17 protein-coding genes are annotated in these 16127 nt (G+C 50.4%); 10 read left to right on the top strand and 7 right to left on the bottom strand.

From position 1 onward, the window contains the following. The first annotated feature begins 46 nt into the window (after positions 1 to 46). The 6 genes from chbC (at position 47) to cedA (ending at position 5344) form a co-directional block, all read left to right on the top strand. A complete protein-coding gene (gene chbC, locus SK38_RS07415; RefSeq protein WP_006684840.1) occupies positions 47 to 1405 on the top strand; it encodes a PTS N,N'-diacetylchitobiose transporter subunit IIC in 1359 nt (452 codons plus the stop codon). Positions 1406 to 1459: 54 nt separating this feature from the next. Continuing rightward, positions 1460 to 1807, top strand: a complete 348-nt coding sequence (gene chbA, locus SK38_RS07410; RefSeq protein WP_048214339.1) for a PTS N,N'-diacetylchitobiose transporter subunit IIA — start codon at positions 1460 to 1462, stop codon at positions 1805 to 1807. Between the two features lie 10 nt (positions 1808 to 1817). Beyond that, a complete protein-coding gene (gene chbR / locus SK38_RS07405; RefSeq protein ID WP_085951046.1) occupies positions 1818 to 2660 on the top strand; it encodes a transcriptional regulator ChbR in 843 nt (280 codons plus the stop codon). Positions 2661 to 2784: 124 nt separating this feature from the next. Continuing rightward, positions 2785 to 4140: a 6-phospho-beta-glucosidase gene (locus SK38_RS07400; RefSeq protein WP_048235511.1), complete on the top strand. Its 1356-nt coding sequence runs from the start codon at positions 2785 to 2787 to the stop codon at positions 4138 to 4140. A 12-nt stretch (positions 4141 to 4152) separates the two neighbouring features. Further along, positions 4153 to 4911 carry a chitin disaccharide deacetylase gene (chbG, locus tag SK38_RS07395; protein WP_048235510.1) on the top strand — a complete coding sequence of 253 codons (759 nt, stop codon included), beginning with the start codon at positions 4153 to 4155 and terminating at the stop codon, positions 4909 to 4911. Positions 4912 to 5080: 169 nt separating this feature from the next. After that, positions 5081 to 5344 carry a cell division activator CedA gene (cedA, locus tag SK38_RS07390; protein ID WP_071692181.1) on the top strand — a complete coding sequence of 88 codons (264 nt, stop codon included), beginning with the start codon at positions 5081 to 5083 and terminating at the stop codon, positions 5342 to 5344. A gap of 63 nt (positions 5345 to 5407) precedes the next feature. Here the strand turns inward: cedA and tcyP are convergent, their stop codons facing one another. From tcyP to hxpB, 4 genes are all read right to left on the bottom strand, one after another. Continuing rightward, positions 5408 to 6799 (bottom strand): cystine/sulfocysteine:cation symporter, encoded by a 1392-nt coding sequence (tcyP, locus tag SK38_RS07385; RefSeq protein WP_048235509.1) that lies wholly within the window; start codon positions 6797 to 6799, stop codon positions 5408 to 5410. A gap of 135 nt (positions 6800 to 6934) precedes the next feature. Further along, a complete protein-coding gene (locus tag SK38_RS07380) occupies positions 6935 to 7534 on the bottom strand; it encodes a metal-dependent hydrolase (RefSeq protein ID WP_008784570.1) in 600 nt (199 codons plus the stop codon). 83 nt (positions 7535 to 7617) lie between these two features. Next, positions 7618 to 8379, bottom strand: coding sequence for a 2-dehydro-3-deoxy-D-gluconate 5-dehydrogenase KduD (gene kduD / locus SK38_RS07375; protein ID WP_048214334.1), 762 nt, complete (start codon positions 8377 to 8379; stop codon positions 7618 to 7620). A gap of 146 nt (positions 8380 to 8525) precedes the next feature. Beyond that, a complete protein-coding gene (hxpB, locus tag SK38_RS07370; protein WP_032943160.1) occupies positions 8526 to 9194 on the bottom strand; it encodes a hexitol phosphatase HxpB in 669 nt (222 codons plus the stop codon). A 166-nt stretch (positions 9195 to 9360) separates the two neighbouring features. Here hxpB and SK38_RS07365 point away from each other — a divergent pair, with 166 nt between their 5' ends. Next, positions 9361 to 9897 (top strand): YniB family protein, encoded by a 537-nt coding sequence (locus SK38_RS07365; RefSeq protein WP_008784573.1) that lies wholly within the window; start codon positions 9361 to 9363, stop codon positions 9895 to 9897. Positions 9898 to 9961: 64 nt separating this feature from the next. On the opposite strand, the gene SK38_RS07360 is transcribed toward SK38_RS07365, so the two are convergent. Then, positions 9962 to 10822, bottom strand: a complete 861-nt coding sequence (locus SK38_RS07360; RefSeq protein WP_003030598.1) for a fructosamine kinase family protein — start codon at positions 10820 to 10822, stop codon at positions 9962 to 9964. 270 nt (positions 10823 to 11092) lie between these two features. Continuing rightward, positions 11093 to 12022: a 6-phosphofructokinase II gene (pfkB, locus tag SK38_RS07355; protein ID WP_048235508.1), complete on the bottom strand. Its 930-nt coding sequence runs from the start codon at positions 12020 to 12022 to the stop codon at positions 11093 to 11095. 287 nt (positions 12023 to 12309) lie between these two features. Here pfkB and SK38_RS07350 point away from each other — a divergent pair, with 287 nt between their 5' ends. Beyond that, positions 12310 to 13068: a DUF481 domain-containing protein gene (locus SK38_RS07350; RefSeq protein ID WP_003832568.1), complete on the top strand. Its 759-nt coding sequence runs from the start codon at positions 12310 to 12312 to the stop codon at positions 13066 to 13068. A gap of 164 nt (positions 13069 to 13232) precedes the next feature. Here SK38_RS07350 and yniD read toward each other — a convergent pair whose 3' ends face one another. Continuing rightward, positions 13233 to 13340, bottom strand: coding sequence for a small membrane protein YniD (gene yniD / locus SK38_RS24935; protein ID WP_003030590.1), 108 nt, complete (start codon positions 13338 to 13340; stop codon positions 13233 to 13235). A 304-nt stretch (positions 13341 to 13644) separates the two neighbouring features. Between yniD and thrS the strand changes: the two genes are divergently transcribed. Next, positions 13645 to 15573: a threonine--tRNA ligase gene (gene thrS, locus SK38_RS07345; RefSeq protein WP_003832572.1), complete on the top strand. Its 1929-nt coding sequence runs from the start codon at positions 13645 to 13647 to the stop codon at positions 15571 to 15573. A gap of 3 nt (positions 15574 to 15576) precedes the next feature. After that, positions 15577 to 16119, top strand: coding sequence for a translation initiation factor IF-3 (infC, locus tag SK38_RS07340; protein ID WP_048997935.1), 543 nt, complete (start codon positions 15577 to 15579; stop codon positions 16117 to 16119). The last annotated feature ends 8 nt before the right edge of the window (positions 16120 to 16127 follow it).

Here is a 16127-nt window from a genome sequence, read left to right as displayed (position 1 = left end):
AACATTCACCGCAATTATTAATTGCGGTATTTAAGGGTATTTTTCTATGAGTAACGCTATTGCTTCACTTGAAAAGGTACTCCTTCCTTTTGCTGTAAAAATTGGAAAGCAGCCACACGTTAATGCAATCAAGAACGGCTTTATTCGTTTAATGCCGTTAACCCTCGCAGGGGCCATGTTTGTATTAATCAATAATGTTTTCCTGAGCTTTGGGGAGGGGTCGTTTTTTTATTCAATGGGCATTCGACTTGATGCTTCAACTATTGAAACTTTGAATAGCTTGAAAGGCATTGGTGGAAACGTCTATAACGGTACGCTGGGTATCATGTCATTGATGGCACCGTTCTTTATCGGCATGGCGCTGGCAGAAGAACGTAAAGTCGACTCACTGGCTGCCGGGCTGTTATCCGTCGCCGCGTTTATGACCGTAACGCCTTATAGCGTGGGTGAAGCCTATGCCGTTGGCGCGAACTGGCTCGGCGGTGCCAATATTATTTCCGGTATTATTATCGGCCTGGTGGTCGCGGAAATGTTCACTTTTGTGGTCCATCGTAATTGGGTGATTAAATTACCTGATAGCGTACCGACGTCCGTATCGCGCTCTTTCTCTGCGTTGATTCCTGGCTTCCTTATTCTCTCCATTATGGGGATCATCGCCTGGGCGCTGAACACCTGGGGTACCAACTTCCACCAGATCATTATGGATTCCATTTCAACGCCGCTGGCATCGTTGGGCAGCGTGGTGGGCTGGGCCTACGTGATTTTTGTTCCGCTGCTGTGGTTCTTCGGTATTCACGGTTCACTGGCGCTGACTGCGCTGGACAGCGGTATCATGACGCCATGGGCGCTGGAAAACATCTCTATCTACCAACAGTTTGGTTCCGTAGATGCCGCGCTGGAAGCCGGTAAGACGTTCCACGTCTGGGCGAAACCGATGCTCGACTCCTATATTTTCCTTGGGGGTAGCGGAGCAACGTTGGGTCTGATTATCGCTATCTTCCTGGCATCGCGTCGTCCTGACTATCGTCAGGTTGCTAAACTGGCACTGCCGTCAGGTCTGTTCCAGATTAACGAACCTATCCTGTTCGGTCTGCCGATCATCATGAACCCGGTGATGTTTATCCCGTTCATTCTGGTGCAACCGATTCTGGCGGCGATTACGCTGGCAGCTTACTACTCAGGCATTATTCCACCGATTACCAACATTGCACCGTGGACTATGCCAACCGGTTTGGGCGCGTTCTTTAACACCAACGGTAGCGTCGCTGCTCTGCTGGTCGCGCTGTTCAACCTCGGTATCGCAACGCTGGTTTACCTGCCGTTCGTGGTGGTAGCCAACAAAGCGCAGAACGTTATTGACCAAGAAGAAAGCGAAGAAGATATCGCTAACGCATTAAAATTCTAAATTTAATCCGGCATGGCTTTACGGTCATGCCGGACTGAACCAGAGGAAAAAAGTATGTTGGATATCGAGAACATCGTCGACACGCAGTCAGAAGCAGAAGAACTTGAAGAAGTGGTGATGGGCCTCATCATCAACTCCGGTCAGGCGCGTAGCCTGGCGTACGGCGCACTCAAAATGGCCAAGCAAGGTGATTTTGAGTCGGCCAGGGCCATGATGGACCAGTCTCGTCTGGCGCTGAACGAAGCGCACCTCGTGCAAACGAAATTGATTGAAGGCGATCAGGGCGAAGGTAAAATGAAAGTCAGCCTGGTGCTGGTCCACGCACAGGACCACCTGATGACATCAATGCTGGCGCGTGAGCTGGTGACTGAACTGATTGAGCTTCACGAAAAGCTGAAATAGCGAGGAGTGCATAATGCAGCTACAGATTAACGCACCGGAAATCAAAACCGTTTATGAACAGCAGCTGTTTAATGGCAAAAATTTCCATGTGTTCATCTATAACAAAACTGAGAGCATCAGCGGGCTGCATCAGCATGACTACTATGAGTTTACCCTGGTTTTGACCGGGCGCTATTATCAGGAAATCAACGGTAAACGCGTACTGCTCGAGCGTGGAGACTTTGTCTTTATCCCGTTGGGATCGCACCACCAGAGTTTTTATGATTTTGGTGCGACAAGGATCCTTAACGTCGGCATCAGTAAACGTTTTTTTGAACAGCACTATCACCCGCTGCTGCCATTTTGTTTCGTTGCATCGCAGGTCTACCGGGCGAATAACTCGTTTCTTACCTACATTGAAACGGTTATTGCATCACTTAACTTTCGTGAGAGCGGGCTGGATGAATTTGTAGAAGTGGTCACCTTCTATATTATTAATCGGTTACGCCATCATCGCGAAGAGCAGGTGCTGGATGATATTCCGCAGTGGCTTAAAACCACCGTCGAGACCATGCACGACAAACGGCAGTTTAGCGAGAATGCGCTGGAAAATATGGTACACCTGTCCGCGAAATCCCAGGAGTATCTGACCCGCGCTACCCAGCGTTATTACAGCAAAACGCCGATGCAGATTATTAATGAAATCCGCATTAACTTTGCTAAAAAACAGCTGGAAATGACGAACTATTCTGTAACGGATATTGCTTACGAGTCTGGCTACAGTAGTCCAAGCCTGTTTATTAAAACGTTTAAAAAGCTGACGTCGTTTACACCGAATAGCTACCGTAAGAAATTAACTGAATTTAATCAGTAGATATTATTTGCCAATAACCCATTTTTTATAGCTTGCCCAAAATAGCGTCGGGACAGCCACGCTATACCTGACAAACGGGTTGAGCATAATACACGTCAGTGTTTTTACACTGAAGGGAGAAAGTATGAGCCAGAAATTAAAAGTCGTCACTATCGGTGGCGGGAGCAGCTACACCCCTGAATTACTTGAAGGCTTTATTAAGCGCTATCATGAATTACCGGTTTCTGAGTTGTGGCTGGTTGATGTCGACGGTGGAAAAGAGAAGCTGGACATTATTTTTGATCTTTGCCAGCGCATGATCGACAAAGCCGGCGTACCGATGAAGTTGCTTAAAACGCTGGACCGCCGTGAAGCACTGAAAGATGCTGATTTCGTTACCACCCAACTGCGCGTAGGGCAACTGAAAGCCCGTGAAAAGGATGAACGCATTCCGCTGAGCCACGGTTATCTGGGACAGGAAACCAACGGTGCGGGTGGGCTGTTCAAAGGTCTGCGTACCATTCCGGTTATCTTTGACATTATTAAAGATGTGGAAGAACTGTGCCCGAATGCCTGGGTGATTAACTTTACTAACCCGGCAGGGATGGTGACTGAAGCGGTTTATCGCCACACGAATTTTAAGAAATTCATCGGTGTGTGTAATATTCCTGTCGGCATGAAAATGTTTATTAGCGATGTGCTGGCGCTGAAAGAGAGCGATGATTTATCCATCGATCTGTTCGGTCTGAACCACATGGTCTTTATTAAAGACGTGCTGGTGAACGGTACATCGCGCTTTGATGAACTGCTGGACGGCGTGGCTTCTGGACAACTGAAAGCTTCCACCGTGAAGAACATTTTCGACCTGCCGTTCAGCGAAGGGTTGATTCGTTCGCTGAAGCTGCTGCCGTGCTCGTATTTGCTGTACTACTTCAAGCCAAAAGAGATGCTGGCGATCGAAATGGGCGAGTACTATAAGGGCGGCGCACGTGCCCAGGTAGTACAAAAAGTAGAAAAACAATTGTTTGACCTCTACAAAAATCCTGAGTTAAACGTTAAGCCGAAAGAGCTGGAGCAGCGCGGTGGCGCGTATTACTCCGATGCGGCCTGTGAAGTGATCAACGCCATCTACAACGACAAACAGACCGAGCACTACGTCAACATTCCACATCATGGACATGTTGATAACATTCCTGCGGACTGGGCGGTTGAGATGACCTGCACGCTCGGACGTAACGGTGCTACGCCGCACCCACGTATTACCCATTTTGATGAGAAAGTACTTGGCCTTATCTACACCATTAAAGGCTTTGAGGTTGCGGCGAGCAATGCGGCATTGAGCGGCGAGCTGAATGATGTGCTGCTGGCGTTAAACCTGAGTCCGCTGGTGCATTCTGACAGCGATGCCGAGATTCTGGCGCGTGAGCTAATCCTGGCGCATGAAAAATGGTTGCCAAACTTCGCCGGGTGCATTGAGAAACTCAAAAGCGAACAACACTAACTGAGGTCGGCTATGGAACGCGTACTGATAGTGAATGCGGATGATTTTGGCCTGAGTAAAGGACAAAACTACGGCATTGTTGAAGCCTGTCGTAATGGCGTTGTCACCTCGACAACAGCACTGGTTAACGGTGCGGCGATTGACCATGCGGTACAGCTGAGTCGTGACATACCTGCACTTGCCGTCGGGATGCATTTTGTTCTGACGCTGGGTAGGCCGTTGACGGCAATGCCGGGCCTTACCCGTGACGGATTACTGGGGAAATGGATCTGGCAGATGGCAGAGGAGGACACTTTGCCGCTGGATGAAATTTCTCAGGAGCTGGCCGCGCAGTATCAGCGTTTTATTGACCTGTTCGGGCGGGAGCCGACGCATCTGGATAGCCATCACCATGTGCATATGTTCCCGCAAATTTTCTCTATCGTAGCCGGGTTTGCTGCCCAGAAGGGGATTGCATTGCGTATCGATCGTCAGACCGTTTTTCAGGCGTCTGATTTTCCGGAAACGTTACGTACCTCCCAGGGATTCAGCAGCGAGTTTTACGGCGAAGCGATTTCCGAGGCTCTGTTTTTACAGACGCTGGATGCGTCAGCCGACCGGGGAGAGTCTTCGCTGGAAGTGATGTGTCATCCGGCCTTTATCGATGACATTATTCGTCAAAGTGCCTACTGTTACCCCCGCTTAACTGAGCTCGACGTGCTGACGTCTTCGTCACTGAAATATGCAATTGCGGAGCGCGGTTATCGTCTTGGCAGTTTTCTGAACGTGTAATTCCTGAGTTTGCGGCGCAATCGTGCGCCGCATTTTTTTGCTTGTGGCACAAATAGCACCTGCAACCCGTCTGCGATCCCCGATATAGTCATTCCCTTCACGAATACGCTGTTTTTGCACCGCCCAGTGGCAAAATCGGCTAAGATAGCGGTTTTCTGATTTTTAGAATTTGTCTTTAGTGAAGCAACTGATTATGAAACCTCTTCGCCAACAAAATCGTCCGGTTATCAGCTATGTTCCTCGCGTGGAGCCCGCGCCACCAGAGCATGCGGTTAAAATGGATGCGTTTCGTGACGTATGGATACTACGCGGAAAATATGTCGCTTTTGTCTTAATGGGGGAGGCGTTTCAACGTTCGCCTGCATTTACGGTCCCGGAATCAGCACAGCGCTGGGCTAATCAGGTTCGCCAGGAAAATGAACTAAGGGATTAATGGATATAAAAAAACCGCCGGAGCATGATACTCCGGCGGTTTTTTGTTCTTTAGCTGACAGACTTAGCGATGCGCCAGTTCGGCGTTATCGTCGCTGTCCAGAATCGTTTTATCAGTCTGCTTGAGCCATTGGCTGGTCAGCGTACCGGCAGTCATGGAACCGCTTACGTTCAGCGCGGTACGACCCATATCGATCAGCGGCTCAACGGAGATCAGCAGCGCAACCAGCGTGACCGGCAGACCCATGGCGGGCAGGACGATCAGCGCGGCAAATGTTGCACCGCCACCCACACCCGCAACCCCTGCGGAGCTCACGGTCACGATACCAACCAGCGTGGCAATCCACATTGGGTCCAGTGGGTTGATACCGACGGTCGGTGCAACCATTACTGCCAGCATTGCCGGGTACAGGCCCGCACAACCATTCTGACCAATCGTGGCACCAAACGAGGCGGCAAATGAGGCGATGGATTCAGGCACGCCCAGACGACGGGTCTGCGCTTCAACGTTCAGCGGAATTGAGGCTGCGCTGGAACGGCTGGTGAAGGCGAACGTCAGCACTGGCCATACCTTGCGGAAGTATTTTAACGGGCTAACGCCGTTCACACCCAGCAGGATCCCGTGTACCACGAACATAATGCCCAGACCGAGATAAGAGGCCACGACGAAGCTACCCAGCTTGATGATGTCCTGCAGGTTGGAACCCGCAACCACTTTGGTCATCAGCGCCAGAACACCGTACGGCGTCAACTGCATCACCAGACGAACCAGTTTCATCACCCAGCTTTGCAGGGTATCGATAGCGACCAGAACGAGCTCGCCTTTTGGTGCATCATCTTTCAGCAGTTTCAGTGCGGCTACACCCAGGAATGCGGCGAAGATAACCACGCTGATAATCGACGTCGGGTTCGCGCCAGTCAGATCGGCAAACGGGTTTTTCGGAATAAACGACAGCACCAGTTGCGGAACGCTGAGGTCAGCCACTTTGCCAACATAGTTGGTTTCAATCGCGTTCAGACGGGCGGTTTCGGCACCACCTTGCACCAGACCTTCGGCGGTCAGGCCGAACAGGTTGGTCACCAGAACCCCTACCAGCGCGGCAATCAGCGTGGTAAACAGCAGAGTTCCGATGGTCAGGAAGCTGATTTTACCTAACTGAGAGGCGTTATGCAGACGTGCAACGGCGCTGAGAATAGACGCAAATACCAGCGGCATAACAATCATCTGCAGCAGTTGGACATAGCCGTTGCCGACAATGTTGAACCACTGTACTGAATCTTTAAGAACCTGGCTGTCGGAGCCATAAATGGTGTGCAGGGCAAGGCCGAACACGACACCCATGACCAGACCGACCAGTACTTTTTTGGCCAGACTCCACTGTTTGTGACGGGCTTGCGCCAGCACGAACAGCAGCACTACGAACACGATAATGTTCGCGATTAATGGAAAGTTCATCCCCGTTCTCCTGATCTTATTATGCGTATCACCGTTTAAAGGTGATTCTGTTGGCGCAAGATTAGCAGAACTGTGACTTGCCTCTTATATTCAAATGGAATTGTTTATACCTAAAATGACTTTTTGGCTGATTTATTAGTCAATCTGATGCGTTATGAAACGATTGAACTGCATTTGTAGCGTATTAATCATCTGCGAAGACCAGCGTACCGCGCTGTTCTCTTGTACGGTTTGCGGCATCCAGATTGCCCACGCGAACAGTGCCATGCACAGAAACCGCTCCAGTTGATTGCCTTTTTGCGGCACGAGGATGGGCAGACGAAAACGCCAGCGGCAGGGCCAAAGCAGGGGAACGCCTGCTGGGGTCAGCATGTCGGCCAGAATGTGACTAAGATAGCCGAGTACCATACCTTGTAAGGCATCGGCAGGTATTATCCAGGTATCCGGGACTTTCAGGTAGAACGTGGCCAGCAGGGCAAAAACCGCCAGCAGGCTATGTGTAAACCCGCGATGACCAAATGCCCGGGCAATGGGTTTTGATATCCACTTCAGACGCTGCCCCAGCAGAGATTTGGGATGATCGATATCCGGCAGCAGGCACGTTAAAATGGCTGAAGGAACAATATGCCACCAGTCACCCTGCGCAAGAACGGGCGTTAGCTCGGCATTCTTGGCAAATACCGCACAGGCAATAGAAAAAAGAAGGTGGCCTTCCGCCGTCATGATAAAACCCAATAAACTGTCAATTCATACAGTATAGGGGTTTTATACAGTAGGCGGAAGAGGTGACGTTGTAACCCTTTGTCACAAGTGCGCCTTTACCGCGCCAGCCAACCACCGTCCACGGCCAGCGTATAGCCATGAATATAGTCAGAGGCGGGACTTGCGAGGAACACGACCGGACCTTTTAGATCATCCGGCGTGCCCCAGCGCCCTGCGGGAATACGATCGATAATCTCCTTATTGCGCTCGCTGTCTGCGCGCAGTTGCTGGGTGTTGTTGGTCGCCATATAGCCGGGCGCGATAGCATTGACATTAATTCCTTTGGCCGCCCATTCATTGGCGAGCAGGCGAGTGATGCCCAGAACGCCGCTTTTTGATGCGGTATAGGAAGGTACACGGATACCCCCCTGAAAAGAGAGCATCGAGGCAATGTTAATGATTTTTCCACCATTGCCCTGCGCCACAAACTGGCGCGCCACGGCCTGCGACAGAAAGAAAACGGATTTGAGATTCAGATTCATCACGTCATCCCAATCTTTTTCACTGAAGTCCAGCGCATCCTGACGGCGTATAGTTCCTGCATTGTTGACCAGAATATCGACCCGGCCAAACGCCGACACCGTTTGTGTCACGATGCTGGTGAGAGCATCTTGTTGACTGAGGTCGGCCTGAATGGCCATAAAGCGTCGACCGAGGGCGTTAATTTTCTCTGCGGTTTCATGCGGTATTTTACGATTCACGCCGACTACATCGCAGCCCGCTTCAGCCAGCGCCACTGCCATACCCTGCCCGAGGCCGGTGTCACATCCAGTGACGATGGCGACTTTACCCTCGAGACGAAAAGCTTCCTGAATCATGTTTACCTCAACTATTTATGTCATTAACGCTTGCGCTATAGGGCAAGGATAGGAGAGGTTAAACAGAAATACAATTAAAAATGAAATGGCGTTTTAAAATAGAAAGTCTGAAAAGACGGGCAATACGATCATTGCCCGTTACAGGATTAGCCGCGCAGATGAGCGGCTGTGAGTTCGGTGAGCGAGGTTAGTTTGACGTCGGCAAGAACGAAGCGAGGATCGTCCTGATTCTCATGCGCTGGTACGACGATGGAACGCATACGGGCAGCTTTCGAGGCAATCATGCCGTTCACTGAGTCTTCCAGTGCTACGCAGTTTAACGGGGCAATGCCCAGTTTCGCCGCACAATCGAGGTAAACTTGTGGGTGCGGTTTGCTGTAAGGCAGTTTTTCTGCAGAAGCCAGCGCGTCGAAGTCATCGCGCAGATCAAACATGGTCAGCACTTTTTCCAGCATATGTAGCGGCGAGGCGGATGCCAGTCCTACTTTGATTCCCTGAGATTTGCACAGTGCCACAGCTTCACGAACGCCTGGCAGCAGCGGTTTTGTCTCTTCAACCAACGCAATGGCCCGGGTAATGATGCGCTCGGTGACTTCCTGACGTGAGGGGCCGTTCCAGGGTTGCTGCGCAAACCACAAATCAACCACCATGTCGATGCGTAAGCCAAGGGTATCGGGAAGTTCATGGCGGCGGGAGATATCAACGCCTAAACTTGCTATCACATCCAGTTCAGCCTGATCCCAAAGTGGTTCAGAATCGACCAGTAACCCATCCATATCGAAAATTGCAGCAAGAATTTGACGCGGGGTTGACATTACAACCTCTCCTTTACGGTGATAAAAGGGATTAGAGCCAGCCTGGACGGACTCTGAGCGTTCATTATGGCTAATTCAGAAGTATACCGCCTTTAAAGATCAGGCGAAAACGGTAATCAACGGGTAAACTTAGGCCAAAATGACACGTCTTAATCAAGGGGAACTCATGACGTATCAACAAGCTGGACGCATTGCCATCTTGAAAAGGCTGGTGGGATGGGTGGTTTTCATTCCCGCGCTGATTTCAACGCTGGTTTCAGTACTGAAGTTTATGTACGCGCACAGCGAAAAGCAGGAAGGGATTAACGCGGTCATGCTCGATTTTGCCCATGTGATGATCGACATGATGCGGGTGAACACACCTTTTCTTAACGTGTTCTGGTATAACTCGCCAACGCCCGATTTTCAAAGTGGACTGAATCTCGTTTTTTGGCTGATATTCATCCTGATTTTTATCGGCCTGGCGTTGCAGGACTCAGGCGCCAGAATGAGCCGCCAGGCGCGTTTCTTACGCGAAGGCGTTGAGGATCAGCTAATTCTGGAACAGGCAAAGGGCAGTGAAGGATTATCCCGCGAGCAACTTGAGTCGCGAATTGTGGTACCGCACCATACGATCTTCTTACAAATTTTCCCGCTTTATATTCTGCCGGTGATCGTTATCGTGATCGGCTACTTTTTCTTCTCATTGCTGGGCTTTTTGTAAGTGCCACTCTATCGGGCCTGCCACGTTGCGAAACGGCAGGCCTGATAAGCAACACGGTACGTCGTTAGGCCGCCAGTAATCTATCCAGCGCTTTCTGCGCCACAACCAAATGCTGTCCCCCGAACAGAATTGCCCGATTCAGCAGCGTATAGAGCTGGTAGATTGGCTGCCTGTCGAGAAAGTCCAGCGGCAGTGGCGAGACAGACTGGTAACCGTCATAAATTTGCGGCGGCTGATCGGTATGTAACGGCAGCATTGCCAGGTCACACTCTCTGTCCCCCCAGTAGCAGGCAGGGTCAAAGATATACGGACCGTTAGGACCGAGGGCGCAGTTCCCGGACCACAAATCACCGTGCAGGAGAGACGGCTGCGGCTGATGAGAAGAGAGACGTTGCTGAACGTGTTCGACGATGGCGTCAATATTGCCAAACGCTATGCCTTTTTCAGCGGCGAGTTCCAGCTGCCAGCCTATACGCTGCTCGGCGAAAAAGGTTGACCAGCGACGTTGCCAGGTATTTGGCTGCGGCGTGGTAGAGAGCGCGTTATCGAAGTCGAGACCAAACTGAGGCTGGTCGCTCCATTCGTGCAAATGCGCAAGCTGTTGGCCGAGGATAAACGCGTTATGCGCATCAAGCGGACGGGGAGGGAGGAAATCCATCACCAGAAAGCTGTAATCTCTGTCTGCGCCTACTGCCCAGACTTTCGGTACAGATACAGTTTGACTGCGGGAAAGTAGCTCCAGCTGATCGGCTTCTGCCGTAAAGCCGGTTAACAGCTCTCTTTCATCGCATTTGACGAAAAAATCTCGCCCCGCATAGCGTAAATGCCATGCGGCGTGGATCTCTCCGCCGGGCAGTTCATTACGCAGTTCGATTTCGCCTTCACCTAATTGCTCGCTTAAAAGACGACTGATAGCCTGCCACATGATGTCTCTCCCCATGTTGTCTGCCAGATCATAAGGTTAGCGCAAGAATGCGGTTAAAAAACACGAACTGACGCACACCACGGACGCGTCATCGCTGGAAAGGCACTTAATGTTTGTCGTTCTTCTTCACCCCGTACCGCTGTGGAGACGTCTGACTGCACATGATTCACTTCTTTGTAATCACGTGATTTTTTATCATAGTCGCATAACACCCATGCTGACAGTTTTACGCGAGAATCCCCCTTTTTCTTCAAAAGAGGGACGGTGTCGTTACTGAGCGAGATACGAATATATTTTTTGCGTGTCGTCCAAAGAGCACAGGCGAGTACCCTGATTCAGCGTTGCTGCGCTGCCCGCGGCGACACCGTAACGGACAATATCCTCAAAAGGCGCGTTCTCTGCCAGTTTAAGCGTCATGGCCCCGACCATACTGTCGCCTGCACCTACGGTACTTTGACTTTTCACCGGTGGCGGAACCACCTGAACGCAGGTATCGCGATCTACACCCAGCGCCCCTTGCGGCCCAAGCGATACCACAACGCGGTGCGCTTTTCCGCTTTGCACGATTTCCTGCGCGGCCTTGCGCACATCATCGGGTTGAGTGAGTTCGCGGTTTACCAGCGCACTCAGTTCTTTGAGGTTGGGTTTGACCAGTTCGATATTGCCGATGGCTAACGCCGCCGTCAGTGCTTCGCCTGAACTGTCGACAATACAGCGGATCCCCTGTTTTTGTGCGGTGGTAATGAGTCGGGTCAACTTCTCAAGCTGTACGCCGGGCGGCAAACTGCCGCTGATGACCAGCAGCGCACCAGACTCAATTTCCAGCACCTGATCCTGAAGTTGGTAGAACTCGTCATCGGTCAGCGCAGCGCCCGGCATGACAAAACGATACTGTTCGCCGCTGGACTCCACGTGGACATGAAGATTTTGTCGGGTCCAGTCTTTGGCTTCGACGGTAGATACGGGAACATTTTCGTCGGCGAGCAATGCAACAAGATGCTCTCCGGTTGCTCCCCCCGCGGGGAAAATCGCCGTTGCGGTTCCGCCAAGATGGGCAATTGCGCGAGCGACGTTGATACCGCCGCCGCCGGGTTCAAAAACCGGCGAGGTACAACGAAGCTTACCTTCCGGGTAAATTTGCGGGGTGATTGTTGCGCTATCGAGAGAGGGCGCAAGTGTTAACGTATAGATACGTACCATCTTTACCTCCTGTTAGGCTGAACTCAGTCTGGCACTTAACCTCCCGAAAGTGAAGTAATTAACAACATGATTTTTCATATCTTTATTTAAAATTATCGCCATAAAGATATATAAATAAAATAAAGGTTTAGGAACGCTCTTATTCAAAAAATGAAATAAGAATTTATTGCTATGTTATTCGAGTCTTTTTATAATTTGTTACCTTTCAAGGGTCTTTTGTCATTGATCCATATGAAAGTTTCCGAGACCGTAATGGTCTCTTTTTTTGTTGTACGGACTCTTAATAAATGAAGCTTTTGAAGACAGTGCCCGCAGCATTACTGCTGACGGGAGGCCTGCTTGCGTCAATGCATGCTGTAGCCGATGATTCCGTTTTTACTGTCATGGATGACCCTTCCAGCGCGAAAAAACCCTTTGAAGGTAACCTGAACGCGGGATATCTCGCCCAGTCAGGCAACACAAAAAGTTCTTCTTTAACCGCAGATACCACCATGACCTGGTACGGCCAAACGACCGCATGGTCTCTGTGGGGAAATGCCAGCAATACCTCCTCAAATGATGAGCGTTCATCGGAGAAATATGCCGTAGGTGGCCGTAGTCGTTACAACATGACCGACTATGACTATCTCTTTGGACAGGCAAGCTGGTTGACCGACCGCTACAACGGCTACCGCGAGCGTGACGTGCTGACAGCGGGTTATGGTCGTCAGTTCCTCAACGGACCTGTGCACAGCTTCCGTTTCGAATTCGGTCCTGGCGTGCGCTATGACGAGCACACGGATGGCACCACCGAAACACAGCCGTTGGGCTATGCGTCCGGGGCTTATGCATGGCAGATGACGGACAATACCAAGTTTACTCAGGGTGTGTCGGTATTCGGCGCTGACGATACCACGCTCAACTCTGAAACCGCCCTGAACGTTGCCATCAACGAGCACTTTGGGTTAAAGGTGGCTTACAACGTGACCTGGAACTCTGAACCGCCGGCAACAGCGCCGGAGCATACCGATCGTCGCACGACAGTTTCCCTCGGCTATCGGATGTAATGACAAGCCGGGTCAAATAAATGACCTGGCTTTTCTAAGTTAAAGTTAAGTTTATTTAATATTTAATTTGCGTTTTATTTTTTTATCTGGTCATAACGCGCTATTTTCAGACAAATTCGATTAATCGATAAATAAACGAAAGCGGAACAGTGGGTGAGCGTCATTTAGCCCCAGATCATCGCAGCCCAGCGCAGCATCAACATGGCCGCACAAATAACGAGCAGAATCACAACCATCTTCCAGTGTTTCTTCGCAAAGCGATTTGTGGGCATTGTTTTTTTCCTGCTCAGGTTAGATGACTTTGTGCAAGTGTAACAAAGACGGTTGGGTGTCAGTGAATTGATTTACATCATAGAGCGCGCGTTGATTGTTGCTTTGATCGACCCGTAATGCCGTGTACACTGTCAAACGGTGTTATCAAAAAGCGGGTGTAGGTCCAGTGTGGTCTTTAAGGCAACCAGTGACATATTTCGCAGAGTGAAGCGGGAATCAGCCCACACCTTTTTGATAATTTTAAATATTGAATCTTTGTATGTGATCTTACGTGTGGGTCACCACTGCAAATAAGGATATAACATGCCTGTTATTACTCTTCCTGATGGCAGCCAACGCCATTACGACCACGCTGTAAGCCCCATGGATGTTGCGCTGGACATCGGTCCAGGTCTGGCGAAAGCCACTATTGCTGGCCGTGTTGACGGTGAGCTGGTAGATGCTTCCGATCTGATTGAGCATGATGCGAAACTCTCCATCATCACCGCGAAGGATGAAGAAGGTCTGGAGATCATTCGTCACTCCTGTGCGCACCTGTTAGGGCACGCGATCAAACAACTCTGGCCGCACACCAAAATGGCGATCGGACCGGTTGTTGATAACGGTTTTTACTACGATATCGATCTTGACCGTACGTTAACCCAGGAAGACGTCGACGCGCTCGAGAAGCGGATGCACGAGCTCGCTGAGAAAAACTACGATGTCATTAAGAAGAAAGTCAGCTGGTACGAAGCGCGTGAAACCTTCGTGAAGCGTGGTGAGACCTATAAAGTCTCCATTCTTGATGAAAACATTGCCCATGATGACAAGCCTGGCTTGTACCATCATGAAGAATATGTCGATATGTGCCGTGGCCCGCACGTGCCGAACATGCGTTTCTGCCATCACTTCAAACTGATGAAGACCGCAGGGGCATACTGGCGTGGCGACAGCAATAACAAGATGCTGCAGCGTATTTATGGTACTGCATGGGCAGATAAAAAAGCCCTGAATGCCTACCTGCAACGTCTGGAAGAAGCAGCCAAACGCGATCACCGTAAAATCGGTAAACAGCTTGACCTGTATCATATGCAGGAAGAAGCACCTGGTATGGTGTTCTGGCACAACGATGGCTGGACTATCTTCCGTGAACTGGAAGTATTCGTTCGTTCAAAACTGAAAGAATACCAGTATCAGGAAGTGAAAGGCCCGTTCATGATGGACCGTGTGCTGTGGGAAAAAACAGGTCACTGGGACAACTACAAAGATGCAATGTTCACCACCTCTTCTGAGAACCGTGAATACTGCATTAAGCCAATGAACTGCCCAGGCCACGTGCAGATCTTTAATCAGGGTCTGAAATCCTATCGCGATCTGCCGCTGCGTATGGCTGAGTTTGGTAGCTGCCACCGTAATGAACCGTCAGGTGCGCTGCATGGCCTGATGCGTGTTCGTGGCTTCACTCAAGATGATGCACATATCTTCTGTACTGAAGAGCAGATTCGTGATGAAGTTAACGCGTGCATTCGTATGGTCTACGATATGTACAGCACCTTTGGCTTCGAGAAAATCGTCGTCAAACTGTCCACTCGCCCCGAAAAACGTATCGGTAGCGATGAAATGTGGGACCGTGCTGAAGCTGACCTGGCCGTTGCGCTGGAAGAAAACAACATCCCGTTTGAGTTCCAACTGGGTGAGGGCGCGTTCTACGGTCCGAAAATTGAATTTACCCTGTATGACTGCCTCGATCGTGCATGGCAGTGCGGTACTGTACAGCTGGACTTCTCCCTGCCGTCCCGTTTAAGCGCCTCTTACGTTGGCGAAAACAACGAGCGTCAGGTTCCGGTTATGATTCACCGTGCAATTCTTGGGTCGATGGAACGTTTCATCGGTATCCTGACCGAAGAGTTCGCTGGCTTCTTCCCGACCTGGCTCGCGCCGGTTCAGGTTGTGGTCATGAACATCACCGATTCTCAGTCTGAATACGTTAACGAATTAACGCAGAAACTACAAAATGCGGGTATTCGTGTAAAAGCAGACTTGAGAAATGAGAAGATTGGCTTTAAAATCCGCGAGCACACTTTACGTCGTGTCCCTTACATGTTGGTCTGTGGCGACAAAGAGGTAGAAGCAGGCAAAGTTGCCGTGCGCACCCGTCGTGGCAAAGACTTGGGCAGCCTGGACGTAAATGAAGTGATTGAGAAGCTGCAACAAGAGATTCGCAGCCGCAGTCTTCAACAACTGGAGGAATAAGGTATTAAAGGCGGAAAACGAGTTCAAACGGCACGTCCGAATCGTATCAATGGCGAGATTCGCGCCCTGGAAGTTCGCTTAACAGGTCTGGAAGGCGAAGCTTTGGGTATTGTGAGTCTGAGAGAAGCGATCGAAAAAGCTGAAGAAGCTGGAGTAGATTTAGTTGAAATCAGCCCTAACGCCGAACCGCCAGTTTGTCGTATTATGGACTACGGCAAGTTCCTTTATGAAAAGAGTAAGTCTTCTAAGGAACAGAAGAAAAAGCAAAAAGTTATCCAGGTTAAGGAAATTAAATTCCGTCCTGGCACCGACGATGGCGATTACCAGGTAAAACTCCGCAGCCTGGTACGCTTTCTGGAAGATGGCGATAAGGCTAAGATCACGCTGCGTTTTCGCGGTCGTGAGATGGCCCACCAACAGATCGGTATGGAAGTGCTCAACCGCGTCCGTGACGATCTGAGTGAACTGGCAGTAGTCGAATCCTTCCCTACGAAGATCGAAGGCCGCCAGATGATCATGGTGCTCGCTCCTAAGAAGAAACAGTAAGGCCTTCA

This window comes from Citrobacter sp. MGH110 (assembly GCF_001037515.1).
Taxonomy (GTDB): domain Bacteria; phylum Pseudomonadota; class Gammaproteobacteria; order Enterobacterales; family Enterobacteriaceae; genus Citrobacter; species Citrobacter portucalensis.
This window is presented reverse-complemented; position numbering and strand designations above follow the sequence as displayed.

What these genes read in the sequence shown, in the direction of transcription:
- chbC (WP_006684840.1), top strand. Translation starts at nt 47, where the DNA reads ATGAGTAACGCTATTGCTTCACTTGAAAAGGTACTCCTTCCTTTTGCT.
- chbA (WP_048214339.1), top strand. Translation starts at nt 1,460, where the DNA reads ATGTTGGATATCGAGAACATCGTCGACACGCAGTCAGAAGCAGAAGAA.
- SK38_RS07400 (WP_048235511.1), top strand. Translation starts at nt 2,785, where the DNA reads ATGAGCCAGAAATTAAAAGTCGTCACTATCGGTGGCGGGAGCAGCTAC.
- chbG (WP_048235510.1), top strand. Translation starts at nt 4,153, where the DNA reads ATGGAACGCGTACTGATAGTGAATGCGGATGATTTTGGCCTGAGTAAA.
- tcyP (WP_048235509.1), bottom strand. Translation starts at nt 6,799, where the DNA reads ATGAACTTTCCATTAATCGCGAACATTATCGTGTTCGTAGTGCTGCTG.
- kduD (WP_048214334.1), bottom strand. Translation starts at nt 8,379, where the DNA reads ATGATTCAGGAAGCTTTTCGTCTCGAGGGTAAAGTCGCCATCGTCACT.
- hxpB (WP_032943160.1), bottom strand. Translation starts at nt 9,194, where the DNA reads ATGTCAACCCCGCGTCAAATTCTTGCTGCAATTTTCGATATGGATGGG.
- SK38_RS07365 (WP_008784573.1), top strand. Translation starts at nt 9,361, where the DNA reads ATGACGTATCAACAAGCTGGACGCATTGCCATCTTGAAAAGGCTGGTG.
- SK38_RS07360 (WP_003030598.1), bottom strand. Translation starts at nt 10,822, where the DNA reads ATGTGGCAGGCTATCAGTCGTCTTTTAAGCGAGCAATTAGGTGAAGGC.
- pfkB (WP_048235508.1), bottom strand. Translation starts at nt 12,022, where the DNA reads ATGGTACGTATCTATACGTTAACACTTGCGCCCTCTCTCGATAGCGCA.
- SK38_RS07350 (WP_003832568.1), top strand. Translation starts at nt 12,310, where the DNA reads ATGAAGCTTTTGAAGACAGTGCCCGCAGCATTACTGCTGACGGGAGGC.
- yniD (WP_003030590.1), bottom strand. Translation starts at nt 13,340, where the DNA reads ATGCCCACAAATCGCTTTGCGAAGAAACACTGGAAGATGGTTGTGATT.
- thrS (WP_003832572.1), top strand. Translation starts at nt 13,645, where the DNA reads ATGCCTGTTATTACTCTTCCTGATGGCAGCCAACGCCATTACGACCAC.